This is a genomic window from Streptomyces sp. NPDC039430 (assembly GCF_055639435.1).
On the sequence record NZ_JBVKAK010000007.1, the window covers coordinates 215,739 to 239,524 of the forward strand.

Consider the following 23,786-nt stretch of genomic DNA (forward strand, 5'->3'; position numbering starts at 1 on the left):
ACAGCGCCCGGCTCAGCGCACGCGGGGGACAGCGCACGGGTTAGCGCACGCCGGGGACAGCGCCCGGCTCAGCGCACGCCGGGGACCAGACAGCGCACGCCGGGAGCAGGGCGCGTCCTCACGGGGACGGTCAGCCGAGGCCCCGGGCCCGGGAGAAGCGGTCCCGGCCCTCGGCGAGGTCCACGATCGGGTCCGGATAGTCGAGCCGGGCCCGGTCCCGGGCGTCCAGCAGCCATGGCCGCTGGACGGCCGCCCCGTCCACCCCGGCCAGCTCCGGCACCCAGCGCCGTACGTAATCGCCGCGGGGATCGAACCGCCTGGCCTGGGTGAGCGGATTGAGAACGCGGTTGGGCCGGGTGTCCGTGCCGGTGCCCGCCGTCCACTGCCAGTTGAGCTGGTTGTTGGCGAGGTCGCCGTCCACCAGCAGATCCAGGAAGTGCCGCGCGCCGACGCGCCAGTCCGCGTACAGCGTCTTGGTCAGGAAGCTCGCCACCAGCAGCCGCCCCCGGTTGTGCATCCAGCCCTCGTACGCCAGCTGGCGCATGGCCGCGTCGACGACCGGGTATCCGGTGCGCCCCTCCCGCCAGGCGCTGATCTCCTTCTCGTCCGTACGCCAGTGATCCCCGCGCGACCGGTAGTCGGACCACGCCGACGCGGGGCGTGCCGCCAGCACTTGGTGGTGGAAGTCCCGCCAGGCCAGCTGCCGGACGAACGCCGCCGCCCCCGCGCCGCGTTCGCGCCGTGCCCGGTGCACCAGTTCCACCGGTGAGAGACAGCCGAAATGGAGGTACGGCGAGAGCCGGGAGGTCGCGTCGCCCGCCAGATCGTCGTGGCGGTCCTCGTACGACTCGATCCCGCCGGCCAGCCAGGCCGTCAGCCGCTCGCGCGCCACCTCCTCGCCGCCCTCGGCGAGACCGGGCGATACCCCCTCGACCGCGCCGCGCGCGGGCAGCGGCTCGCCGCCGACCCGTGGCACCCGTACGCTCCTGGGCGCGGCCGTCACCGCGCGCCGGCCCGTCTCGTCCCAGCGGCGGAAGTACGGAGTGAAGACCGCGAAGTGGTCCCTGCCCGCCGGGGCGATCTGCCCCGGCGGCACCGCCGTGACCACCGCGTCGTGCACGGTCAGGGCGGCTCCGGCGGCCGGCAGCTCCGTACGCAGCCGCTTCTCCCTGCGTGCCGCGTACCGGCTCACCCCGCCCGCCACATGGACCTGCCGGGCGCCGCTCTCGCGCACCACCCGGCAGACCTGCTCGACGGGATCGCCCGAACGGATGACCAGCCGGCCGCCGCGCTCGCGCAGGCCGGTGTCCAGCGAGGCCAGGCAGTCGGCGAGGAAGGCACGGCGGTTGGGGGCGTCGAAGCCCGCCGCCGCTATCCCCGGGTCGCGGACGAAGAGCGGTACCACCTCCTCGGCGCCGTCCACGGCGGCGCGCAGGACCGGCTGGTCGTGCACCCGCAGATCGGAAGTGAAGAGAACCACCGCGACGCTCATGTCCCTGTCCCTCGCTGCCTGTCGCCCACTGCCCGTCGGCGAACGTCCTGCCCGTGACCGTCCTGTCCGTCGGCGAACGTCCTGCCTGCGAACGTCCTGCCGTGCTCGTCCTGTCCGGGCGCACGTCTCCGACGTTGCCCTACGCGGCCGGGAAGTTCATCTGGGCCAGCGGCGGCGATGTCGGCCGCTCGGAGCCGCCCGACGGTTCCACCGTGATGCCCATCCCCGACGCGGCGCCCACCCGGCCCGCCATCAGGACGGTGTCCACGCCGTCCGTGGGGTCCATCAGACCGGCGGGGCGCATCGTCCCGTCGTCGTCGTACCAGAGCTGGTAGACCTTGCCCTTCGGCGGTTTCGGCATCCCCGAGGCGATGAACGCGGCCCTGTCGCGGCTACGGGAGACGACCACGGTGCCGGTCGCGCCGTCCGGCAGCGTGCTGCCGGCGACCTTGGCGTCCGGGGCGGTGAGCACCGCGGTCAGTTCCGCGAACCGCTGTGCGGAGGCGCGCGCCCGCTGTTGCGCGTCCCCTGCCTCCTGGTGCTTCCATACCGCGATCCCGCCGAACGCCACCGCGGCGGCCAGGCACGCCGCCAGGGCGAACCGGGAGAGCGCGCGCCCATGGGCGGTTCCGCCTCCGGAGCGGGGCCGCGGGGCCACCTTCGGCGGTTCCTGCCGTTCGGTGGCGATCCCGCGCAGTACCCGTTCCTTGAGCGCGGCCGGCGGGGTGACGGTCACCGCTCGCCCCAACCGGGCCGCCGTGGCGGCCAGTTCGCGTACTTCCTGGGCGCAGGCGGGGCAGACCTCCATGTGCCTTTCGAACTCGGCGCGCTCCCCGGGTTCCAGGGCGTGCAGCGCGTACGCGCCGGTCAGCGTGTGCAGATCCGCGGTGGTCACGCGTGCACCCCCAGGCAGTCGCGCAGCCGGATGAGGCCGTCGCGGAGTCGCGTCTTGACCGTGCCCAGCGGAACCGAGAGGAGTTCCGCCACCTCGCGATAGGACAGGCCCCGGTAGTACGCCAGGGTCACGGACTGGTTCTGGAGCTCGGTGAGCGTGCGCAGACAGCGGCGCACCTGTTCCCGTTCGAGGGTGGCCTCGACCTGTTCGGTGACGTGGTCGAAGGCGGGGGCCCGGTCGAGCAGCGCGGCGCGGTGCTCACGGTCGCCCGCCGCCTGCGCCGAGCGCACCCGGTCCACCGCCCGGCGGTGGGCGAGCGTCAGCACCCAGGTCATGGCGCTGCCACGGCCGGGCCGGAAGCGCGTGGCGGTGCGCCAGACCTCCAGCAGTACTTCCTGTGCCACCTCCTCGGACTGGGCCGGGTCGCGCAGTACGGAGCGCACCAGCCCCAGGACGGGGCCGCAGACCTGGTCGTACACGTGGGAGAACGCCTCCTGGTCGCCCCTGGCCACCTGGCCGAGCAGTTCCTGCAGATCGGGCCCCGCCGCAGCGGCCCCGCCGATGTGTACAGCTTCTTTCACGCGGCTTCCTCCACGGTGCGGACGGAGCCGACCTCTCGTCCGACGTCATCCCGTCCGGCCATCCGACCAGACCTCACCGTGTATTCGGAGCGGAGACACCGATGGACTGGTCCGTCTTGTGGATTGATCTCGAATCGAACGGCGCCGAAGATTTACGATGTATCGCGATTGACGTCCATGGAGGCTTCGCGATATGTTCGCAGCCGAGTATTTGGGATGGAGTACCGGAAGGCGGAATGGTCGCGATGGGGGCGAAACGGCGAAAGCTGAGCAATCCGCTGGCGCTCGCGGTGATGGCGCTGCTCTCGGAGCGGCCGATGCACCCGTACCAGATCGCGCAGACGCTGCGGCAGCGCGGCAAGGAGAACAGCGTCAAGATCAACTTCGGGTCGCTCTACACCGTCGTCCAGAACCTGGAGAGGCACGGCTTCGTCGAGGTCGCGGAGGTGCAGCGGCAGGGCAACCGGCCCGAGCGCACGCTGTACGGCCTCACCTCCGCCGGGCACGAGGAGATGCTGGAGTGGATGGCGGATCTGCTGGCCGTCCCCGCCCCTGAGTTCCCGCTGTTCGAGACGGCCCTCTCGCTGATGGGTGTCCTGCCGCCCGACGAGGTGACCTCGCTGCTGGAGGACCGGCTCTCGGCGCTGCGCGTCCGGGCCGCCGGTATGCGGGGCGTGCTGGAGCAGCTCTACGAGACGCTGCCGCGGCTCTTCGTCGTGGAGACCGAGTTCCAGCTGCACATGATCGAGGCCGAGGAGGCCTGGATCCAGGGGTTCCTCAAGGAGATCGGCGAGGGATCGCTCTCCGGTCTCGACGGCTGGCGGACGCTGCATGAAACCGGCAGGCCGCCGGCGGAGTGGCAGGAGCTGGAGCACGAGCAGCCGTTGGACATCGCGGGGGAGGGGGACCGCTCCCGGAAACCCTGACCGGCCGACTCCGGCCCTCGACGGAAACGACCCCGGCGGTCGCTGTTGCAGCAGCTCCCGCCGGGGTCTCTCACCCCGGACCGGACCACCGTGAAGGCGCCGTGGCATCGAGGCGCGGCACGCCCAGGATAGCCCGGCGCTCTTCGCGTGGACCGGCCCGGACGGGCCCGAGCGACCCGCTCGGGCCCGCCGGCCCCGAGCAACCCGCTCAACCACAGGAGCGCTCAGTCGTGAGCAAGAGCACGAGTATGGGAACCATGAGTACCGGATCCACGCGTACCGGACCGACCGGCAACGGACCGACCGGCAACGGACCGGCTAGTACCGGACCTGCGAGCAACGGACCGGCCAGTACTGGAACGCCCGTCGTGCGGGCGGACGGTCTGGTCAAGACCTATCCCGGCGGCGTCACCGCCCTGAACGGCCTGGGCCTGTCCGTCGAGGCCGGCACCGTCCTCGGACTGCTCGGCCCCAATGGCGCCGGCAAGTCCACCACCGTCAAGATCCTCACCACCCTCGCCCGCCCCGACAGCGGCACGGCCACGGTCGCCGGCCACGATGTGCTGCGCCACCCCGGCCGGGTACGCCGCGCCATCGGTGTCGTCGCCCAGAAGTCCGGCGCCGATCCCGCCGCCACCGGCCGGGAGAACCTCGTCCTCCAGGGCAGGCTGTACGGCCTGAGGGGGGGGTGGAACTGAACCGGCGCGTCGATGGACTGCTGGACCGGTTCGCTCTCACCGACGCCGCGCGGCGGCTGGTCAAGGGGTACTCCGGCGGTATGCGGCGACGGCTCGATGTGGCGCTCGGTCTGGTCCACAGGCCCGAGGTGCTCTTCCTGGACGAGCCGACGACCGGGCTCGACCCGGAGGCCCGTACCGCCATGTGGGACGAGATCACCCGCCTCGCCGGTGACGAGGGCCTGACCATCCTGCTCACCACGCACTATCTGGAGGAGGCCGACCGGCTCGCCGAGCGCATCGCCATCGTCGACCGCGGCCGGATCGTGGTCGAGGGCACCCCCGACGCGCTCAAGGGTGAACTGCGCGGCGATGCCGTCCATCTGGAACTGCGCGCCGACGGCGACAGGGCGGCTCTCACCGCCGTACTCGCCGGGCTGGCCGGTCTGCACGACCTGGCGGTCGACGGCCGCCGGGTCAGCGTCCGCGCCGACGACGGCGCCGCCGCCGTACCCGTTCTGCTCGCCGCGCTGGAGCGCTCGGGAGCGGCCGTGGCCGCCGCCACCGTGGCCCGCCCGTCCTTGGACGACGTCTATCTGCGGTACGCGGGACGCCGGTTCTCCGAGGCCGAGGCCCAGGCGGACAGCGCCGGAACCGGCGCCTCCGGCCAGGCCGCAGAGGAAGGCGTCCGATGAGTACCGAAACCCTCGCCCACACCTGGTACATGACGCAGCGTCAGCTGATGGCGATCGTGCGCCAGCCCGTCTTTCTGCTGATCTCGCTGATCCAGCCGGTGATCTGGCTGTTCCTCTTCGGCAATCTCTTCAGGAGAGTCGTCGAGCTGGGCGGCTTCGGCACCACGACCTATCTGGACTATCTGGTTCCGGGCATCGTGGTGATGAGCGCGCTCGGCTCCAGCATGTGGGCCGGGATGGGGACGCTGGAGGAGATCGAACGCGGCACGCTCAACCGCTTCCTGACCACCCCGGTCAGCCGCAGCGCCCTCATGCACGCCAATGTCGTGCAGAACGGCATCAGCACGGCATGCCAGTCGGTGATCATCGTGCTGCTCGGTCTGCTCGGCGGGGCCGGCTATCCGGGCGGGGCGGGCGGGCTGATCGTGCTGGTCGCCGCCTCGATCCTGCTCGGTACGGTCTTCGGGGCGCTCTCCAACGCGCTGGGCATGCTGGTGCGCGAGCGTGAGTCGATCATCGGTATCAACACGTTCCTGCTGCTGCCGCTGACGTTTCTCTCCTCCGCCTTCATGGCGCCCGCCCAGATGCCGTCCTGGATGGCGACGATCGCGGACTTCAACCCGGTCAACTGGGCGATGGTCGCGGGCCGTTCCGCGCTGGCGTCCGAGCCCGACTGGGGCGACGTGCTGACCAGGGGCGGCGCGCTGCTGGCCCTGGCGGTGGTGGCGGTCTGGCTGTCGACCCGTACGTTCCGCTCGTACCAGAAGTCTGTTTAGAACCCCGGACCGGGCCGGTCCGGGGCCCTCGCCCTTCGGCCCTCGCCCTTCGGCCCTCGCTCGTACGCGTGACAGGGGCCGAGGGCGCGGCAGGGTCCGAGGGAAGGGCAGGGGCCGAAGGGCGAGGGGCCGGGCTCAGGTGGCCGGGGTCTCCTGCTCGCGCTCCACCCGCTCGTTCCACTCGCGCTTGACGGCCCGCCAGGCCTCGTCGGTCTGGCCGAGCCGCCAGTACCCCGAGACCGACAGCCGCTCGCGCGGGACGTTCCGCTCCAGCCGCAGATGGCGGCGCAGCTCCTTCACGAAGCCCGCCTCGCCGTGTACGAACGCGTGGACGTCCCCCGCGGGGAAGTCCAGGCCGCGGACGGCGGCGATCAGCGCCTCGCCCACCGGACGCTCCCCGCGGTGCAGCCAGGTGATCCCGGTCCCGTCGGGGGTCGTGATCTTCTGCTCCTCCTCGGCGCCCGAGACCTCGACGAAGGCATGCACGAGAGCGCCGGCCGGCACCCGCTCAAGCGACGCGGCGATCGCGGGCAGGGCGCTCTCGTCCCCCACCAGCAGATGCCAGTCCGCCGCCGGGTCCGGTACGTAGAGACCGCCGGGGCCGAGGAAACGTACCGTCTCGCCCGGCCGCGCACGCGCCGCCCACGGTCCGGCCAGCCCCTCGTCACCGTGCACCACGAAGTCGATGGCCAGCTCGCGCGCCGCCGGGTCCCAACCGCGCACCGTGTACGTGCGGTTGGCGGGCCACTGGTCGCGCGGGAACTCCGCGCGGATGCGGTCGATGTCGAACGGCTCGGGGTAGCTCACTCCTGCGGGGGCGAACAGCACCTTGACGTAGTGATCGCTGAATTCGCCGCACTCCAGCGCGGCCAGCCCCTCACCGCCCAGGACCACGCGCACCATGTGCGGGGTGATCCACTCGGTACGTACGACCTGCCCCTCGTGGACCTTCGGCGACGTGCGGGCCGGCTTTTCTGCCACGGCGGTCTCCCTGACGGTTGCTCTGCTTAGGTTTACCTAAGCTAACACTCAGGGCCGGAGGGTGGCGAGCAGGCGCCGCAGCGCACCACCCAGCCCCCACCGGGTGGCGAGCGCCTCGACCATGGCCGGATCACGCGGCCCCGACGGCAGCGTCGGGTCGAAGTCCGGCAGCGGTACGTCGGCGGCCACCCGGACCACCGTGGGCGCGACCGCCACGTAGTCCCGGGCTTCGTCCAGCCGCTTGCGCTGGGACGGGGTGAGCTTCGACCGGGGATCGTCGACCGCCGCCATGATCCCGGCCAGATCGCCGAAGGCGTCGAGCAGCTTGGCCGCGGTCTTCTCACCGATCCCCGGCACCCCGGGCAGTCCGTCGCTCGGGTCCCCGCGCAGCAGGGCCAGATCGACATAGCCGTGGCCGTCGACGCCGTACTTCTCCCGCAGCGCCGCCTCGTCCGTGAGATGCAGCGACCCCACGCCCTTGAGGGGGTAGAGCACCCGCACACCGCGCTTGTCGTCGATCAGCTGATAGAGATCGCGGTCGCCGGTGACGATGTCCACCGGGCCCGCCGCCCGTCCGGCGAGCGTGCCGATCACATCGTCCGCCTCGTAGCCCGCGACACCCACCCTGGCGATGCCGAGCGCGTCGAGCACCGCCTCGATGATCGGGACCTGTGGCGCCAGCGTGTCCGGGGTGTCCTCCTCGTCGGGCCCCTGCTCATGGGGCTGTGCCACGCGGTGGGCCTTGTAGGAGGGGATCAGCTCCACCCGCCAGGCGGGCCGCCAGTCCGCGTCCATGCAGGCCACCAGCTCGTCCGGGCGGTGGTCCTGGACCAGGCGGCCGATGAAGTCCAGCAGGCCGCGCACCGCGTTGACCGGGGTGCCGTCGGGGGCCCGTACGGAGTCGGGGACCCCGAAGTAGGCCCGGTAGTAGAGGGAGGCGGTGTCGAGGAGCATCAGGCGTCGCGTCACACCCCGATGATGCCCCAGCCCACTGACAACGCCCCCGTACCGCACCCCCGGGACCGCGTCGGGGCGGACAGGCGCGCGGACCGCGTCGCGGCGGACCGGCGGGCACGGTGACCGACGGTGATCGGTCCGTCTCGGAAAGGGCCTTTCAGGTCGAAGTGTTCGCTCGGGAGAGTGACCTGGGACACCTTTTTGTTTGGTCGGTGTAACCGCGGGCAGGCGCGCGACTGGAGCGAACCAGGTCGCGAGGTCACACACAGCGTCCTGTAAGCGGACAGAATCCGCTCGCTCCACGGCCCGCCCGCGGGGGTGACGGGCCGTTTTCCGTTCAACGCGTGAGGTGTATGTGTCCAGGCTGCAAGCCGAACACCTGTACAAGGTATTTGGCAGACGACCAGACGAAGCCGTGACGAAGCTCGAAAACGGTACGGACCGTGACGAGCTTCGCGCCGACGGTACGACCGCAGCGGTGATCGACGCCTCGTTCTCGGTCGAGCCCGGGCAGATATTCGTGGTGATGGGTCTCTCCGGATCCGGCAAGTCCACGCTGCTGCGCATGCTCAACGGGCTGCTGGAGCCCACGTCGGGACGGGTGCTCTTCGACGGCCAGGACCTGACCGCCCTGAGCGCGCAGGAGCTGCGCCGCGTCCGCTCCGCCAAGATCAGCATGGTCTTCCAGCACTTCGCGCTCTTCCCGCACCGCAGCGTTCTGGAGAACGCCGGGTACGGCCTCGAAGTGCAGGGCGTGCCCCGGGCCGAGCGCGAGAAGCGCGCCGCCGAGGCGCTGGAACTCACCGGCCTGGGCGGCTGGGAGGCGTCCTGGCCCGATGAGCTGTCCGGCGGTATGCAGCAGCGCGTCGGCCTCGCCCGCGCGCTCGCCACCGACGCCGACCTGCTGCTGATGGACGAGTCCTTCAGCGCCCTCGACCCGCTGATCCGCCGCGACATGCAGGATCAGCTGCTCCAGCTCCAGAAGCGGCTCAAGAAGACCATCGTGTTCATCACCCACGACCTCAACGAGGCCATGCGCCTCGGCGACCGGATCGCGGTCATGCGCGACGGCGCGATCGTCCAGCAGGGCACTGCCGAGGACATCCTCGTCACCCCGGCCAACGACTACGTCGCCTCCTTCACCCAGGACGTCGACCGCTCCCGGGTGCTCACCGCCGGCGCGATCATGGCCGACCCCGAGACGGCCTTCGGCGCTCGTGCGGACGGCGGCGCGGAGCTGCGTACCGCGCAGGAGGTGCTCGACGCGGCGCCCGCCAGGGTGGCCGAGTCCACCCCGATCATCGAGCTCTTCACGCCCTGCTCCACCAGCGCGGTTCCCGTGGCCGTCACCGGCGACACGGGCGAGCTCGTCGGAGTCGTCCCGCGCGCCAGGCTGCTGGCCGTGCTCGGTGAGCCGATGACGCCCTCGGTTCCCGTGGACGCGCCCGCCGGGACCGCCGTCTCGAAGACCAGGGCCGACAAGGCGGTAGCCAGTGCCTAGGCTCCCTCTCGGCGACTGGGTCGACAACGCGGTCGACTTTCTCCAGAACCACCTTTCCTGGCTGTTCGACGCGATCGGTTCGGTCGTCTCGGGCATGTACGACGGCATCAACGCGGTGCTCTCCGCCCCTGAGCCGCTGCTCCTCGCGGGCATTCTGGCCGTGCTCGCCTGGTGGCTGCGCAGCCTGTCCGCGGGTGTCCTCACCTTCGCCGGCTTCGCGCTGATCGACTCGATCGAGCTGTGGGACGAGTCGATGGAGACTCTCTCGCTGGTGCTCGTGGCGACGATCATCGTGCTGGTCATCTCGATACCGCTGGGCATCTGGGCGTCGCGCTCCAAGACGGTCAGCTCCATCGTCCGTCCGGTGCTCGACCTGATGCAGACCATGCCCGCGATGGTCTATCTGATCCCGGGCGTCGTCTTCTTCGGGATCGGCGTGGTGCCCGGCATCATCGCCACGATCATCTTCGCCCTGCCGCCCGGCGTCCGGATGACCGAACTCGGTATCCGGCAGGTCGACGGTGAACTGGTCGAGGCCGCGGAGGCGTTCGGCACCACCCCGCGCAACACCCTGCTGCGGGTCCAGCTGCCACTGGCCCTCCAGACGATCATGGCGGGTATCAACCAGGTCATCATGCTGGGCCTGTCCATGGTGGTCATCGCCGGCATGGTCGGCGGCGGCGGCCTCGGTGGCGCCGTCTACCGCGCGCTGGGCAACATCGACATCGGTCTCGGCTTCGAGGCGGGTCTCTCCGTCGTCATCCTGGCCGTGTACCTGGACCGGATCACCGGCTCGCTCAGCCTCCAGGTCTCCCCGGTCGGCCGCCGCGCGCTGGCCAAGGCGAAGGAGCTGGCCGGCGGACCGAGGATCTGGAACCACCGCCCCCAGCCCGTGGTCGCGATCGCCGGTGTGGTCGTCCTCGCGCTCGTCGCGGGCGGCATCGGCCTGTTCGGCGGCTCCTCGTCCGGCGGCACCACCGCCGACGGGAAGAACGTCGGCCAGGGCAAGAAGATCAGCATGGGCTACATCCCGTGGGACGAGGGCATCGCCTCCACCTTCCTCTGGAAGGAACTGCTGGAGCAGCGCGGCTACGAGGTCGACGCGCGGCAGTACGAGGCCGGCTCGCTCTACACAGGCCAGGCGGCCGGTCAGATCGACATCCAGACCGACTCCTGGCTGCCGGTCACGCACGCCACCTACTGGGCCAAGTACAAGGACAAGCTGGAGGACATGGGGGCCTGGTACGACAAGACCTCCCTGGAGATCTCCGTGCCCTCGTACGTCAAGGGCGTCAACTCCCTGGCCGATCTGAAGGGCAAGTCCGCCACCTTCAAGGGCCGGATCGTCGGCATCGAGCCCAGCGCGGGCGAGATGGGCCTGCTCAAGGACAAGGTCCTCAAGGCGTACGGCCTGGACACCGAGTACGAACTCATCGACGGCTCCACGTCCGGCATGCTCGCCGAACTGAAGCGGGCGTACGCGAAGAAGGAGCCGATCGCGGTCGTGCTCTGGTCCCCGCACTGGGCCTACAACGACTACGAGCTGACCAAGCTGGCGGACCCGAAGAAGGCCTTCGGCGCCGAGAGCGACGGCGTCCACACCCTGGCCCGCAAGGGCTTCACGGACGACAACCCGCGGGTGGCCAAGTGGCTCAAGGACTTCTCGATGACCGAGAAGCAGCTCACCAGTCTTGAGGCCAAGATCCAGGTCACCGGCAAGGGCAAGGAGCAGGACGCCGTCCGCGCCTGGCTCAAGGAGAACCCCGGCGTCGCCGACAAATGGACCCCGGTCGCCCAGTCCGGGAACGCCGCCAAGGCCGCGAACGGCAAGGACGAACGCGAGCGTCCGTTGCAGGTCGCGTGGTTCCCGTGGGAGGAGGACATCGCCGCCACCTATCTGTGGAAGGCGGTCCTGGAGGAGCGCGGGTACACGATGAACCTCAAGCAGTTCGAGGTCGGTCCGATGTACGCGGCGATGTCCCGCGGCCAGATCGATGTCCAGTTCGACGGCTGGCTGCCCAACACGCAGAAGAGATACTGGGACAAGTACCACGAGAGTCTGCACAACCTCGGGTCCTGGTACGGCCCGACCTCGCTGGAGATCGCCGTGCCCTCGTATGTCAAGGGCGTCGAGTCCCTCGATGACCTCAAGGGCCGCGAGGACGAGTTCAAGGGCCGTATCGTCGGGATCGAGGCCGGCACGGAGACCATGAACATCCTCAAGGACAAGGTCCTGCCGGAGTACGGGCTCGACAAGGCCTACGAGGTCGTCGACAGCTCCACGCCCAGCATGCTCGCCGAACTGAAGCGGGCGTACGCGAAGAAGGAGCCGATCGCGGTCATGCTCTGGACCCCGCACTGGGCTTACGACGAGTACGACCTGACCAAACTGAAGGACGCGAAGAAGGCCTTCGGCGAGGGCGACCAGCTCACCACCGTCGCCAACAAGGACTTCCCCGAGAACTACCCGCGGCTGACCGAGTGGTTCAAGGACTTCAAGCTGAGCGAGGAGCAGCTCGGCGGGCTGGAGAACGAGATCCAGAAGCGCGGTACGGGACACGAGGAAGAGGCGGTGAAGGCCTGGATGGCGGATAATCCGGGTATCGCGGACACCATGGCCCCGCTGTAGACACGAGGGCCCCGCGGGAGCGGGAGCGGTCGCGCGGTTGCGCGTTCGTGGGAGGGGTGGGTATCGCCCGGCGCGAAGCCCGCCCCTCCCGCACGTTCCGGTTCGGCCCGCTCGCGCGCATCATTGATCCAGGGGCAACACGTCCCCTTTTCGCTCGCGTGTACGCACGGACGGCGGATTCGCCGGGTCCGGCACCGGGTGAGGCAGGACAGCTCTTGTCCGGGCGTCAACTCTGAGAGGATGACGATCCGGGCGGGAGGGAGCCAGTCATGGACGACAAGGAAGCGCTCAGGGTGGGCGCGGCCGTCCGCAGGAGGCGCAGGTCCCTGGGCCTGACGCTGGCGGCGGTCGCCGGCCGGAGCGGACTGTCCGTGCCGTTCCTCAGCCAGATCGAGAACGAGCGCGCCAGGCCGAGCACCCGCTCACTTGAGCGTGTGGCGGATGCCCTGGAGACGACCCCCGCCCAGCTGCACGCCGCCGCGGACTCGGCCAGGACCGTCGATGTCGTACGAGCCGCCCTTGGCCCCGGGGTCCGCCGCGTGGTGCGCGGCGGCCACCAGCTGAACGCCAAGGAGTTCACCGGCGAGCAGGACACCGGCAGGGAGTACCAGCACCGCAACGACGAGGTGATGTACATCGCCGACGGCGCCGCGGAGGTCGAGGCCGAAGGCCGGGCGTACCGGCTGGAGCGCGGTGACACGCTGTATCTCTCCGGTGGCGTACGGCATCGCTGGCGCGCCACCGAACCCGGCACCCGCATCCTGGTCGTCGCCGTCGCCGAGCACATCGACGCGACGATCGACCCGCCGCGCTGAGGGGTACGTCGGTGTCCGCCGGACGCGTGCGCGGTCCGCGCGTCGTCTCGCTCGTCCCCTCGCTCACCGAAGCGATCGCCGTCAGCGCGCCCGGTCTGCTGGTGGGCGCCACCGACTGGTGTGTCCGTCCGGCCGGTCTCGATGTGGTCCGCGTCGGCGGCACGAAGAACCCCGATGTCGCGGCGGTCATCGCGCTCCGGCCCGATCTGGTCGTCGCCAACGAGGAGGAGAACCGCGCCCCGGATCTCGCCGCGCTGCGGGGCGCCGGGCTCGACGTGCTGGTCACCGAGGTCAGGACGCTGGACCAGGCCCTCACCGAGCTGGCACGGGTGCTCGTGACGGGGTGCGGAGTGCGGACGCCGCGCTGGCTGGCCGACGCCAGGGCCGCCTGGGAAGCGCCCCCGCCCGGGGCGTACGGGCAGCGCCGGGCCGTCGTACCGATCTGGCGCCGCCCCTGGATGGTGCTCGGACGCGACACCTTCGCCGGGGACCTGCTGGCCCGGCTGGGCGTGATGAATGTGTACGGAAGCCACCCCGAGCGCTATCCGCGTATCCCGCTCGCCGAACTGCGGGCCGCCGGAGCCGACCTGGTCGTGCTGCCCGACGAGCCGTACCGCTTCACCTCCGACGACGGGCCCGAAGCCTTCCCGGGACTGCCCGCCGCGCTCGTCGACGGACGGTACCTCACCTGGTACGGGCCGTCACTGGCCGGGGCGCCGGGGGCGCTGCGGGCAGCGCTCCGCTGAACACTCCGCGCAGCGTGTACCACCCGGCCGCGGACCAGGCCGCCACCAGCAGCGCGAACAGACCCACGGCCAGCCACTCCAGGGCCGGCAGACCGGTGTGCCGGCCCAGCCCCGCCGCGCCCGTCACACACGTACCGAGCGGGAAGGTGAACGCCCACCACGTCATCGTGAACCGCATCCCGCGCCGTACCGCCCGCACCACCAGCGCCGCCGACAGCGCCAGCCACAGCAGGGCGAACCCCATCACCGGCACCCCGTACACCACGGCGAAGGCGCCCAGGGCCCCCGCGTACGGAGCGCCGATCGCCCCGGGCGCCACCTCGGCCAGATTGCCGACGGCGGTGGCCGACTGCCCCAGCGGGCCGAGCACCAGAAAGAGCAGCGGGGTCAGCCCGAGCGGGAGCGGGCCGTGCGCCACCAGCCGGCCGAAGACCAGCGGCAGGATCATCAGTGTCGCGAGCAGACTCATCCCGAACAGGGCGTAGCAGCCGAGCAGCAGCGCCTCGCGCCCCTGGCCCGCCGCCAGATGCGGCACCAGCAGCGGGCCGACCGCCGCCGAGACCATGGGCGGCACCACCGGCAGCAGCCAGACGGGAGAGGCGTCCGCGAGTCCGACACGATGGCGTACGACCATCAGATACGGGATCGCCACGGCGACGACGAGACCGAGCAGGGTCCCCGCCCCGAACAGCACCGCGTCCACGGCGACAGCGGCCCGTTCGCCCAGTACATCGCGGCCCACCAGCAGCGTGGCGCCGCCGACGGCCAGCAGCGCCATGGCCGCGCAGCCGTAGAAGGGCGCCACGGCCGGATCGAGGAGATCGGCGCGCGCCCGGTCGCGGTGGCGCAGCCAGTGCCCGGCGCGGCCGGCGAGGACGACGGCGAGCAGCACCGCCGACAACGCCCACACCAGGACACTGGCGGCCCGCAGCCCCGGTATCTCCAGCGGCAGCCCGGCACCCGCGCTCGCCACGATCGCCGTGCCCATCACCGTCGCGTACCAGTTGGGCCCGAACTGCCGGAGCGCCGGCAGCCGTACGCGCGCGGGGGCGCGCGAGCCGGGGGCGGCGGGGGCGGCGGGGTGCGCGAGGGTGGTCATGACTCCCAGCCTCGGGGTCGGGTACGGCCCCCACCAGCCCCGTTGTCTCTATGAGGTCATAACCTGGGTTTATGGCCGATGTCCCGCTCGCCGCCCCTTCCGCCGGAGGACCGTCCCCCGCCGGAGCGTCCTCCGCGGTTCCGCCCGCCGCCCAGCTCGCGCACCGGGTGCCCGACCTCGGAGCGCTGGAACTGCTGCTCGCCGTGGCCAGGCTCGGCAGCCTGGGACGGGCCGCCCGCGAGCTAGGGATCTCCCAGCCCGCCGCCAGCAGCCGGATCCGGGCCATGGAGCGGCTGCTCGGGGTGGCGCTGGTGGACCGTTCACCGCGCGGTTCCCGGCTCACCGACGCCGGGACTCTCGTCACCGACTGGGCGAGGCGTGTGGTGGATGCCGCCGAGGCGTTCGACGCGGGGGCGCAGGCGCTGCGCGACCGCCGGGACTCACGGCTGCGTGTCGCCGCCTCCATGACGATCGCCGAGTATCTGCTGCCCGGCTGGCTCATAGCGCTCCGCCGGGCCCGGCCCGGCACCGCCGTCTCGCTGCACGCGGGCAACTCCGTGGCGGTCGCCGAGCGGCTGCTCAGCCATGAGGCGGACCTCGGTTTCGTCGAGGGCGTGGCCGCGCCGGAGGGGCTCGACTCCACCGTCATCGGCCATGACCGGCTGCTGGTGGTGGCGGCCCCCGGCCATCCCTGGGCCCGCCGCCGTACCCCGCTCGACCCGGCGGAGCTGGCCGCGACCCCGCTGATCCTGCGCGAACCCGGCTCCGGCACCCGTCAGGTGCTCGACGCGGGACTCAGCGCGTACGGCGGTCTCGCCGAGCCGCTGCTCGAACTGGCCTCCACGACCGCGCTGAAGGCCGCGGCGGTGAGCGGGGCCGGTCCCTGCGTGCTGAGCGAACTCGCGGTCGGTGAGGAACTGGCGGCCCGCCGCCTCGTCAGGGTGCCGGTCGAGGGCATCCGGCTCCGCCGCGATCTGCGCGCGGTATGGCCGGTCGGCAACCGCCCCGCGGGCCCGGCCCGCGAACTGCTGTCCCTGACACGCGGAACCCTGGACCGGCCGGCCGGTGGCTGACCGGCCGGTGGCTGACCGGCCGGTGAGGTCCTACCGCCGCCCTCAGGGCCTGGAGCCCCCGCCCGGGGCGCCCGCCGCTTCGACCAGCGCGGTCATGACGCGGGTGTCCTCGGCCATCTCGGGATGCCACTGCACGCCCAGGACCCAGCGCGGTCCCGGCAGTTCGACCGCCTCGACCGTGCCGTCCGCCGCGACCGCCGAGACGGTCAGCCCCTCCCCGAGCCGGTCCACCGTCTGGTGATGGTGGGCCGGTACGACGAACTCCTCCGGCACCAGGGCCCCGTAGCGGGTGCCCGCCACCGGCGTCACCGGATGCTCGCCGAAGGCGCCGGCCACCGATGAGGTATGGCCGTCCACATGCTGACGGAGCGTCCCGCCGAGCGCCACATTGAGCAGTTGCATCCCCCGGCAGATCCCCAGCAGCGGGGTGCCGGAGGCCAGCGCGGCCTCGATCAGGGCCAGTTCCCAGGCGTCCCGCTCCCGGGCGGGCGGTCCGGTACGGGGATCGGGCTCGGCTCCGTACCGTACGGGCTCCACATCAGGACCGCCCGCGATTACTACCCCGTCGAGCCGCGCCACCATCCGGGCCGCGGCCGACGGGTCGTCAGGCGGCAGCATCGCGGCCAGCCCGCCCGCACGCTGGACGAGCCGGGGATACCCGGCCGGCAGCAGCGCGGCGGGCAGGTTCCAGACGCCCCACGCGGCGGACTCCTCCAGATAGGTGCTGACGCCGATGAGCGGCTTCATGGATCCGGCCTCCGTCGTTCGCCATTCGTCGTTCGTCATTCGTGGTTCGTTCTCATTCGCACGCGTGCGAGTACGCGCCCGCGTCAGTCCCGTTCGAGCTCGGCCTCGGCCGCGGCCAGCGCCGCGAACTCCTCTTCCGGGGCCGCCGCGACCAGCCGGTGCCGACTGTAGAAGGTGAAGTAGGCGAGGGCGACGACATAGACGCCCAGCGCGATGAACGCCGCGTCCTTGTCCACCAGGAACGTCGCGACCAGCGCCGACAGCGCGAGGACGAAGGCGACACCGGAGGTGACCATGCCGCCCGGCGTGCGATACGGGCGGGGCAGCTCCGGCTCGCGGCGGCGCAGCACGAGATGGGACAGCGCCATCAGCGCGTACGAGATCGTCGCCCCGAAGACCGCGACATTGAGCATCCGGCCGCCGTCGCCGGTGCCCGCCGCGAGGGCGAAACCGATCGCGCCCGGGATCAGGAGACCCAGATAGGGGGCTTTGCGGCCGCTCGTGAGGGACAGGAACCGGGGCAGATAACCCGCGCGCGAGAGCGCGAACAGCTGCCGGGACCCGGCGTAGATGAGGGAGAAGAAGGAGGCGACGAGACCGGCGAGACCCGCGTAGTTGACGAACCGGCTCAGCGCGGTCGGATCCCCGTCCCCCTGGAGCGCCACCACCAGCGGATTGCCCGCGTCCTGCACGGCGGCCGAACCGCGGGCACCCGTCGCCGCGAAGAAGGTGATCAGAGCGAGCAGTACGAGCACGCCCATGGCGATCGAGAGCGCCTTGGGCATCGACCGGACCGGGTCCTTGGCCTCCTCGGCGGCCAGCGGCACGCCCTCCACTCCCAGGAAGAACCACATGCCGAAGGGGAAGGCCGCCCAGATACCCAGGACTCCGTACGGCAGCCAGGAGCCGGAGCCGAACGCGTCCTGGTCGACGGGGATGTCGTTGAGACCACTGGCGTCGAACTCGGTGAAGGCCCCGACCGCGAAGATCAGCAGTGCGGCCACCGCGATCGCCGTCACCACCAGGCTGAAGCGCAGCGCTTCGCCCACGCCCCAGAGATGGATTCCGATGAAGATCACGAAGCAGGCGAGATAGACCGGCCAGCCGGCCGTCAGGCCGAAGAGATTGAGGGACTCGACATATTCGCCGATGAAGATGGAGATGGCGGCCGGCGCGAGGATGTACTCGATGAGGATGGCCGTACCGGTCAGGAAGCCGCCCCAGGTGCCGAGCGCGCGCCGGGCGAAGCCATAACCGCCGCCCGCGGTGGGCAGGATGGCGGACAGTTCGGCGAGCGAGAAGACCAGACAGGCGTACATCACCCCCATCAGCAGCGTGGCGATCGCGAGACCGCCGAAGCCGCCCTCGGAGAGTCCGATGTTCCACCCCGAGAAGTCCCCGGAGACGACATAGGCGACCCCGAGGCCGGTGAGCAGCAGCCAGCCCGCGCTGCCCCGGCGCAGCGTGCGCCGTCGCAGATACTCGGCGTCCCCCTGGGGCGTGTCCCGCTCGGCGGCGCCGTCGGCCGTGGCGGCCGGTGGGACGCGCGAGTCCGTGCCTTCGGACATGATCCGCTCCTGCCTCGGAGTAATGGTGTGGGGCCATACCATTGCTCCATGAGCGGCCCGGCGCAAGCCCCATGCGTAAAACGGCTGTTACGGATCGGGAAAGCCGTCGGCGCGCCGACCGCTGGGCCCGGCTGCCTGCCGCCGGGCTCCGGGCGCCTGCCGCCGGGCCGCGGGGCGCCGCTTCAGGCCAGGAAGCCGCGCAGCAGCGCCGCCGTGCCGCCGCAGTGCTCGCGGGCGATCTCGCGCGCGCCGTCCGCGTCGCCGTCGAGCACCGCCTCGACCAGCGCCGTGTGCTGCCGCTGCGAGTGCTCCAGATTCCGCACCAGCAGCGGGATGCAGTCCAGCAGATCGTTCACCGTCGCCCGTACGGCCGCGTACTGCGCGGTCAGGGTCGCGGAGCCGGACAGCTCGGCGAGCGTGAGATGCAGCATCGTGTCCAGCCTGCGGTACTCCGCCAGCGGCGCGTCCCGCGTCGCGGCCAGCGCGGAGCGCAGCCGCCGCGGCTGCTCGCCGCTGAGCCCGTGGGCCGCGCACAGCCCCGCCGCGCCGACCTCAAGGACCTCACGGAAGCGCAGTACGTCCTCGATGTCCACGCCCGCCACCCGGCGCCGCAACTCCTCCTCGGCCCCCCCGGCCCGCGCGTCGGGCCGCTGTCGCACGAATGTGCCGCCGTATCTGCCGCGCCGGCTCTCCAGCAGCCCCTGGTCCTGGAGGACCTTGAGCACATCGCGCAGCGTGACCCGGCTGATCCGCAGCCGCTCCGCCAGCTCCCGCTCGGCGGGCAGCCGTTCACCGCCCGCCACCAGCCCGAGCCGTACCACCTGGAGAATCTGCTCCAGCGCCTCCTCGAAACCGTTTCCCGCCCGCACGGGCCGCAGTACCGGCGTCAGCGGGTCCGCGTCCGGCGGCGGGTCCATCGGCTCGTTCGTCTTCGCCACGTGGCCGTTTCCCCTTCCCAACCAAAGGTCTTCAGGAATACCTTATGGCTTCCGGCTGACCGAAGGAGGAGTAATCCCGTGGCAGACCGCACACCCCCGCTCCGCGTCGAGGAGCTGCGCGTCCTCGTGGAGAGCGGCGAGATCGACACGGTCGTCCTGGCCTTCCCCGATATGCAGGGCCGACTCCAGGGAAAGCGGTTCGCCGCACAGTTCTTCCTTGACGACGTCCTGGAGCACGGCACCGAGGGCTGCAACTATCTCCTCGCCGTCGATACCGAGATGAACACCGTCGACGGATACGCGATGTCCTCCTGGGACCGCGGCTACGGCGACTTCGCGATGCGCCCCGACCTCGCCACCCTGCGCCGCGTCCCCTGGAACGAGGGCACGGCCATGGTCATCGCCGACCTCGTCTGGAACGACGGCACACCCGTCGTCGCAGCGCCCCGCCAGATCCTCCGCCGCCAGCTGGAGCGCCTCGCCGGACACGGCTTCACCGCGTACGCCGGCACGGAGCTGGAGTTCCTCGTCTTCAAGGACACCTACGAGCATGCCTGGGACAGCCACTACCGCGGGCTGACCCCCGTCAACCAGTACAACGTCGACTACTCCGTCCTCGGCACCGGACGTGTCGAACCGCTGCTGCGCCGGATCCGCAAGGAGATGGCCACGGCCGGACTGACCGTCGAGTCCGCCAAGGGCGAGTGCAACCCCGGCCAGCACGAGATCACCTTCAAGTACGACGAGGCCCTCGTCACCTGCGACCAGCACGCCATCTACAAGAACGGCGCCAAGGAGATCGCCTCCCAGGAGGGCGTCTCGCTCACCTTCATGGCCAAGTACAACGAGCGCGAGGGCAACTCCTGCCATATCCATCTCTCGCTCCAGGACGAGCACGGCACCAATGTCATGGCCGGGGACGGACCCGGCGGGATGTCGCCCGTGATGCGCCACTTCCTGGCGGGCCAGCTCGCCGCGCTCCGGGACTTCTCCCTGCTGTACGCCCCCACCATCAACGCGTACAAGCGCTTCCAGCCGGGATCCTTCGCCCCCACCGCCGTCGCCTGGGGCTATGACAACCGCACCTGTTCGCTGCGGGTGGTCGGCCACGGCCGGTCCCTGCGCTTCGAGAACCGCCTCCCCGGCGGCGATGTCAATCCCCATCTCGCCGTCGCGGGCCTGGTCGCCGCCGGTCTGTACGGCATCGAGAACGAGCTGGAACTCCCCGAACCCTGCGCGGGCAACGCCTACGCGTCCGGCTACGAACAGGTCCCGACCACCCTGCGCGAAGCCGCCGAGCTCTGGGAGAACAGCCCCATCGCCCGCGCGGCCTTCGGCGACGAGGTCGTGGCGCACTACCGCAATATGGCGCGCGTCGAGATCGAGGCCTTCGACGCCGCGGTGACCGACTGGGAGCTTCGCCGCTCCTTCGAACGTCTGTGAGGAACGACGTGCACGAACACCACGCCGACGGACATCAGATCCTCAACCCCGCCACCGGCGAGACCATCGCCACGGTCGCCGCGACGACCGCCGCGGAGGTCGACACGGCGGTACGCCGGGCCGCGGCGGCCCAACGCGGCTGGGCGGCGACCGCCCCCGCCGACCGCGCGCGGCTGCTGCGCCGCTTCGCCGTCGTCGTCGACGAACACAACGAGGAACTGGCCCGGCTGGAGGTCCGCGAGGCGGGCCACACCCTCGGCAACGCCCGCTGGGAGGCGGGGAACGTCCGCGATCTCCTGGACTACAGCGCCGGGGGAGTGGAGCGGCTGACCGGCCGGCAGATCCCGGTCGCCGGCGGACTCGACATCACCCTCCTGGAACCACTCGGCGTCGTCGGCGTGATCGCCCCGTGGAACTTCCCCATGCCGATCGCCGCCTGGGGCACCGCTCCCGCGCTCGCGGCGGGCAACGCGGTGCTCCTCAAGCCCGCCGAGACCACCCCGCTCACCGCGCTGCGGCTGGCCGAACTCGCCCTGGAAGCAGGTCTTCCCGAGCACCTCTTCCAGGTCCTGCCCGGAGCGGGCGACATCGCGGGCAACGCGCTGGTCGAACATCCGGGTGTCGCGAAGATCGTCTTCACCGGATCCACCCGCGTCGGCAAGCGGATCATGGCGAAGGGCAGCGCGCTGCTGAAGCGTGTGACCCTCGAACTCGGCGGCAAGAGCCCCAATATCGTCTTCGCCGACTCCGATCTCGACCTGGCCGCCGCGACCGCCCCGATGGCCTTCCTGGACAACTCAGGACAGGACTGCTGCGCCCGCACCCGCATCCTCGTCCAGCGCGAGGTCCACGACCGGTTCCTGCAACTGCTCGCCCCGGCCATCGAGTCGGTCGTCGTCGGCGACCCGTCCGACGAGAAGACCCAGATGGGCCCGCTGATCTCGGCGGTCCAGCTGGAGCGCGTCCGGTCGTACGTCCCCGACGGCGCGAAGGGCATCCGCGGCACCGCGCCCGAGGGGCCCGGGTTCTGGTTCCCGCCGACCGTCCTCACCGATGCCGCCGCCGACTCCCCGGTCGCCACGGAGGAGGTCTTCGGGCCGGTCGCGGTCGTCCTGCCCTTCGACGACGAGGAGGACGCCGTCCGGCTCGCGAACGACACCGACTACGGGCTCGCGGGGTCGATCTGGACCCGCGACGTGGGCCGCGCCCTGCGGGTCTCGCGCGCCGTCGCCGCCGGCAACCTCTCCGTCAATTCGCACAGCGCCGTCCGGTACGGGACACCGTTCGGCGGCTACAAACAGTCCGGACTCGGCCGCGAACTGGGCCCCGACGCCCTGGCCGCCTTTACCGAAACCAAGAACGTCTTCATCAGCACGGAGGCCTGAGCCATCATGACCGCCCCTACCAACGACGTCATCTGCCGCCGGCTTGTCGGCCGCACCGCCGTGATCACCGGCGCCGGCAGCGGCATCGGCCTGGCCACCGCCCGCCGACTCGCCGCCGAGGGCGCGCACATCGTCTGCGGCGACATCGACGAGACCGCGGGCAAGGCCGTGGCCGAACAGGTCGACGGCACCTTCGTACGCGTCGACGTGACCAACGCCGACGAGGTCGACGCCCTGTTCAGGATCGCCCACGAGACCTACGGCAGCGTCGACATCGCCTTCAACAACGCGGGCATCTCGCCCCCCGAGGACGACTCGATCCTCACCACCGGCCTGGACGCCTGGCGCAAGGTCCAGGAGGTCAACCTCACCTCCGTATATCTGTGCTGCAAGGCGGCCATCCCCTATATGCGGCGGCAGGGCCGGGGCTCGATCATCAATACCGCCTCGTTCGTGGCGCGCATGGGCGCGGCGACCTCCCAGATCTCCTACACCGCGTCCAAGGGCGGGGTGCTCGCGATGTCACGCGAGCTGGGCGTGCAGTTCGCCCGCGAGGGGATCCGGGTGAACGCGCTGTGCCCAGGGCCCGTCAACACCCCGCTGTTGCGGGAACTGTTCGCCAAGGACCCGGAGCGCGCGGCACGCCGGCTCGTGCACATCCCGGTCGGCCGGTTCGCCGAGGCCGACGAGATCGCGGCGGCGGTCGCCTTCCTGGCCAGTGACGACTCCTCGTTCGTGAACGCCACGGACTTCCTCGTCGACGGAGGTATCTCGGGGGCGTACGTCACGCCCGTCTAGCGCCGGTCGCGGCAGCAGGCCGTGTCCGGGTCATCCGGCCGCCTCTATGGTGGACGGATGAGCATGACAACCCCGCCGGGCTGGTATCCCGATCCAGGTGTCCCCACCACCGAACGCTGGTGGGACGGGACTTCCTGGACCGGGTACACCCGGCCGCTCGACGCGCGCGGCCCGGCCGACGGAGGCGTCGGAAGTGCCGGAGCCGGCTTCGGCGGGGCGGCAGGCGCCGGGGTCGGGAGCCGCGCCCCGCGTGGCGGGGGCGGGCGCGGCGGGACGGCGGCCGTCATCGTCGCGGGGATCGTCGTCGTGGTGGCCGTCACCGTCGGAGTCGTCCTGCTCGGCGACGACGAGCCGGCGGCCCGGCCACAGGCCACGGGAGTGAGTACGCCCGCGCCCTCCACGACGCGGACGAAGAGCAGCGGCAGCCCCGGCCCGGCACCCAGCGCGGACCCCGGGGTCCTTGCCGACCAGCTGAACGGCATCACCCTGCCGATCCCGGGAGGCTGGGAGCGGCCCGAGTCCACGGTCGACAACGCCGTCACCATGACGACCGTGGACACCTACGACTGCCCGCACGACTCGGGGTCGTTCTGCCACTGGGGTACGGTCACGTCCCGCACCACCACCGAGGGCGACGGACTCTCCGCCGAGGCTCTGGCCAAGAAGGACATCTCCAGGGCTGCCGACGCCACCTATGAGGAGACAGCTCTCGGCGACCGCCGCTACGGCGGTATCACGTCCCACAAGGTGCTCGCGTCCGAGTCCGCCGTGGTCGCGGGACGCACCGGGTATCTGGTGCGGTGGCAGGTCACCACCGGTGCGGGCTCCGGCGGCTATGTCCAGTCGCTGGTCTTCCCGTCGACCATCGGGACCGAGTCCCTGATCGTCGTGCGTTTCGCCTTCGACAGGGGCGCGGAGGGGCCGCCGCTCGCCCTGATGGACACGATCACCGAGGGGATCCGCCCGACCGCAGATGTCTCGGGCGGCGTCGGCAGCTCCATCGGCCCTTGACGGGTGCTCCCGAGGGGAGCGAGCACGCGCCGGGGGCACCTTCGTGAGGAGCG

Annotated in this window: 20 protein-coding genes and 1 pseudogene; 12 read left to right on the forward strand and 9 right to left on the reverse strand. The window is 71.3% G+C overall.

Translation table 11 applies throughout. The features are described 5' to 3' along the window. Positions 1–130: 130 nt before the first annotated feature. From ACZ7LS_RS19675 to ACZ7LS_RS19685, 3 genes are all read right to left on the reverse strand, one after another. Positions 131–1,492 (reverse strand): cryptochrome/photolyase family protein, encoded by a 1,362-nt coding sequence (locus ACZ7LS_RS19675; RefSeq protein WP_385133014.1) that lies wholly within the window; start codon positions 1,490–1,492, stop codon positions 131–133. Positions 1,493–1,631: 139 nt separating this feature from the next. Beyond that, a complete protein-coding gene (locus tag ACZ7LS_RS19680) occupies positions 1,632–2,387 on the reverse strand; it encodes an anti-sigma factor (protein ID WP_382670340.1) in 756 nt (251 codons plus the stop codon). Then, the gene (locus ACZ7LS_RS19685) at positions 2,384–2,968 is read right to left on the reverse strand and encodes a sigma-70 family RNA polymerase sigma factor (RefSeq protein WP_385133017.1); all 585 of its coding nucleotides are present in this window, start codon (positions 2,966–2,968) and stop codon (positions 2,384–2,386) included. The genes ACZ7LS_RS19680 and ACZ7LS_RS19685 overlap by 4 nt, the downstream gene beginning before the upstream one ends. 245 nt (positions 2,969–3,213) lie before the next feature. Between ACZ7LS_RS19685 and ACZ7LS_RS19690 the strand changes: the two genes are divergently transcribed. From ACZ7LS_RS19690 to ACZ7LS_RS19700, 3 genes and pseudogenes are all read left to right on the forward strand, one after another. Next, complete coding sequence (locus tag ACZ7LS_RS19690) at positions 3,214–3,894, forward strand: PadR family transcriptional regulator (RefSeq protein ID WP_385133020.1); 681 nt, start codon at positions 3,214–3,216, stop codon at positions 3,892–3,894. 368 nt (positions 3,895–4,262) lie between these two features. Further along, positions 4,263–5,266 (forward strand): annotated as a pseudogene (locus ACZ7LS_RS19695) (ATP-binding cassette domain-containing protein). Next, positions 5,263–6,042, forward strand: a complete 780-nt coding sequence (locus tag ACZ7LS_RS19700) for an ABC transporter permease (protein ID WP_382520021.1) — start codon at positions 5,263–5,265, stop codon at positions 6,040–6,042. Before ACZ7LS_RS19695 ends, ACZ7LS_RS19700 begins: the two are co-directional and overlap by 4 nt. Before the next feature lie 135 nt (positions 6,043–6,177). Here ACZ7LS_RS19700 and ACZ7LS_RS19705 read toward each other — a convergent pair whose 3' ends face one another. Together ACZ7LS_RS19705 and ACZ7LS_RS19710 are read right to left on the reverse strand one after the other, a co-directional pair. Next, positions 6,178–7,023, reverse strand: coding sequence for a siderophore-interacting protein (locus tag ACZ7LS_RS19705; RefSeq protein WP_385133023.1), 846 nt, complete (start codon positions 7,021–7,023; stop codon positions 6,178–6,180). A gap of 48 nt (positions 7,024–7,071) precedes the next feature. Continuing rightward, a complete protein-coding gene (locus ACZ7LS_RS19710) occupies positions 7,072–7,977 on the reverse strand; it encodes a 5'-3' exonuclease (RefSeq protein WP_385133158.1) in 906 nt (301 codons plus the stop codon). A 358-nt stretch (positions 7,978–8,335) separates the two neighbouring features. Here ACZ7LS_RS19710 and ACZ7LS_RS19715 point away from each other — a divergent pair, with 358 nt between their 5' ends. The 4 genes from ACZ7LS_RS19715 to ACZ7LS_RS19730 all read left to right on the forward strand — a co-directional run bounded on the left by ACZ7LS_RS19715 (position 8,336) and on the right by ACZ7LS_RS19730 (position 13,671). Beyond that, the gene (locus tag ACZ7LS_RS19715; RefSeq protein WP_382520017.1) at positions 8,336–9,481 is read left to right on the forward strand and encodes a quaternary amine ABC transporter ATP-binding protein; all 1,146 of its coding nucleotides are present in this window, start codon (positions 8,336–8,338) and stop codon (positions 9,479–9,481) included. Further along, positions 9,474–12,110 carry an ABC transporter permease/substrate binding protein gene (locus ACZ7LS_RS19720; protein ID WP_382520015.1) on the forward strand — a complete coding sequence of 879 codons (2,637 nt, stop codon included), beginning with the start codon at positions 9,474–9,476 and terminating at the stop codon, positions 12,108–12,110. The genes ACZ7LS_RS19715 and ACZ7LS_RS19720 overlap by 8 nt, the downstream gene beginning before the upstream one ends. A gap of 269 nt (positions 12,111–12,379) precedes the next feature. Further along, on the forward strand, positions 12,380–12,925 hold the full coding sequence (locus tag ACZ7LS_RS19725; RefSeq protein ID WP_382670321.1) for a helix-turn-helix domain-containing protein: 546 nt from the start codon (positions 12,380–12,382) through the stop codon (positions 12,923–12,925). Between the two features lie 11 nt (positions 12,926–12,936). Then, positions 12,937–13,671, forward strand: a complete 735-nt coding sequence (locus tag ACZ7LS_RS19730) for a helical backbone metal receptor (RefSeq protein WP_382670318.1) — start codon at positions 12,937–12,939, stop codon at positions 13,669–13,671. Here the strand turns inward: ACZ7LS_RS19730 and ACZ7LS_RS19735 are convergent. Continuing rightward, on the reverse strand, positions 13,610–14,770 hold the full coding sequence (locus ACZ7LS_RS19735) for a TDT family transporter (RefSeq protein ID WP_385133027.1): 1,161 nt from the start codon (positions 14,768–14,770) through the stop codon (positions 13,610–13,612). The genes ACZ7LS_RS19730 and ACZ7LS_RS19735 overlap by 62 nt on opposite strands. 71 nt (positions 14,771–14,841) lie before the next feature. Here ACZ7LS_RS19735 and ACZ7LS_RS19740 point away from each other — a divergent pair, with 71 nt between their 5' ends. Beyond that, a complete protein-coding gene (locus ACZ7LS_RS19740; protein ID WP_382670314.1) occupies positions 14,842–15,843 on the forward strand; it encodes a LysR family transcriptional regulator in 1,002 nt (333 codons plus the stop codon). A gap of 42 nt (positions 15,844–15,885) precedes the next feature. On the opposite strand, the gene ACZ7LS_RS19745 is transcribed toward ACZ7LS_RS19740, so the two are convergent. The 3 genes from ACZ7LS_RS19745 to ACZ7LS_RS19755 all read right to left on the reverse strand — a co-directional run bounded on the left by ACZ7LS_RS19745 (position 15,886) and on the right by ACZ7LS_RS19755 (position 19,075). Then, positions 15,886–16,629 (reverse strand): gamma-glutamyl-gamma-aminobutyrate hydrolase family protein, encoded by a 744-nt coding sequence (locus ACZ7LS_RS19745; RefSeq protein WP_385133029.1) that lies wholly within the window; start codon positions 16,627–16,629, stop codon positions 15,886–15,888. 44 nt (positions 16,630–16,673) lie between these two features. Continuing rightward, a complete protein-coding gene (gene eat, locus ACZ7LS_RS19750) occupies positions 16,674–18,158 on the reverse strand; it encodes an ethanolamine permease (protein WP_382670308.1) in 1,485 nt (494 codons plus the stop codon). 182 nt (positions 18,159–18,340) lie between these two features. Next, positions 18,341–19,075 carry a FadR/GntR family transcriptional regulator gene (locus ACZ7LS_RS19755; protein WP_382520278.1) on the reverse strand — a complete coding sequence of 245 codons (735 nt, stop codon included), beginning with the start codon at positions 19,073–19,075 and terminating at the stop codon, positions 18,341–18,343. 99 nt (positions 19,076–19,174) lie between these two features. Between ACZ7LS_RS19755 and ACZ7LS_RS19760 the strand changes: the two genes are divergently transcribed. From ACZ7LS_RS19760 to ACZ7LS_RS19775, 4 genes are read left to right on the forward strand one after another with little or no spacing between them, the layout of a single operon-like run. Beyond that, positions 19,175–20,539 (forward strand): glutamine synthetase family protein, encoded by a 1,365-nt coding sequence (locus tag ACZ7LS_RS19760; protein ID WP_385133032.1) that lies wholly within the window; start codon positions 19,175–19,177, stop codon positions 20,537–20,539. Between the two features lie 8 nt (positions 20,540–20,547). Next, positions 20,548–21,924, forward strand: coding sequence for an aldehyde dehydrogenase family protein (locus ACZ7LS_RS19765; RefSeq protein WP_385133035.1), 1,377 nt, complete (start codon positions 20,548–20,550; stop codon positions 21,922–21,924). 6 nt (positions 21,925–21,930) lie between these two features. Further along, positions 21,931–22,722 carry a 3-oxoacyl-ACP reductase gene (locus ACZ7LS_RS19770; protein WP_382670299.1) on the forward strand — a complete coding sequence of 264 codons (792 nt, stop codon included), beginning with the start codon at positions 21,931–21,933 and terminating at the stop codon, positions 22,720–22,722. 57 nt (positions 22,723–22,779) lie between these two features. After that, on the forward strand, positions 22,780–23,733 hold the full coding sequence (locus ACZ7LS_RS19775) for a DUF2510 domain-containing protein (RefSeq protein WP_385133038.1): 954 nt from the start codon (positions 22,780–22,782) through the stop codon (positions 23,731–23,733). The last annotated feature ends 53 nt before the right edge of the window (positions 23,734–23,786 follow it).

What these genes read in the sequence shown, in the direction of transcription:
- ACZ7LS_RS19735 (WP_385133027.1), bottom strand. Translation starts at nt 14,770, where the DNA reads ATGACCACCCTCGCGCACCCCGCCGCCCCCGCCGCCCCCGGCTCGCGC.
- ACZ7LS_RS19690 (WP_385133020.1), top strand. Translation starts at nt 3,214, where the DNA reads ATGGGGGCGAAACGGCGAAAGCTGAGCAATCCGCTGGCGCTCGCGGTG.
- ACZ7LS_RS19710 (WP_385133158.1), bottom strand. Translation starts at nt 7,977, where the DNA reads ATGCTCCTCGACACCGCCTCCCTCTACTACCGGGCCTACTTCGGGGTC.
- ACZ7LS_RS19675 (WP_385133014.1), bottom strand. Translation starts at nt 1,492, where the DNA reads ATGAGCGTCGCGGTGGTTCTCTTCACTTCCGATCTGCGGGTGCACGAC.
- ACZ7LS_RS19745 (WP_385133029.1), bottom strand. Translation starts at nt 16,629, where the DNA reads ATGACGAACGACGAATGGCGAACGACGGAGGCCGGATCCATGAAGCCG.
- eat (WP_382670308.1), bottom strand. Translation starts at nt 18,158, where the DNA reads ATGTCCGAAGGCACGGACTCGCGCGTCCCACCGGCCGCCACGGCCGAC.
- ACZ7LS_RS19775 (WP_385133038.1), top strand. Translation starts at nt 22,780, where the DNA reads ATGAGCATGACAACCCCGCCGGGCTGGTATCCCGATCCAGGTGTCCCC.
- ACZ7LS_RS19770 (WP_382670299.1), top strand. Translation starts at nt 21,931, where the DNA reads ATGACCGCCCCTACCAACGACGTCATCTGCCGCCGGCTTGTCGGCCGC.
- ACZ7LS_RS19740 (WP_382670314.1), top strand. Translation starts at nt 14,842, where the DNA reads ATGGCCGATGTCCCGCTCGCCGCCCCTTCCGCCGGAGGACCGTCCCCC.
- ACZ7LS_RS19700 (WP_382520021.1), top strand. Translation starts at nt 5,263, where the DNA reads ATGAGTACCGAAACCCTCGCCCACACCTGGTACATGACGCAGCGTCAG.
- ACZ7LS_RS19725 (WP_382670321.1), top strand. Translation starts at nt 12,380, where the DNA reads ATGGACGACAAGGAAGCGCTCAGGGTGGGCGCGGCCGTCCGCAGGAGG.
- ACZ7LS_RS19755 (WP_382520278.1), bottom strand. Translation starts at nt 19,075, where the DNA reads ATGGACCCGCCGCCGGACGCGGACCCGCTGACGCCGGTACTGCGGCCC.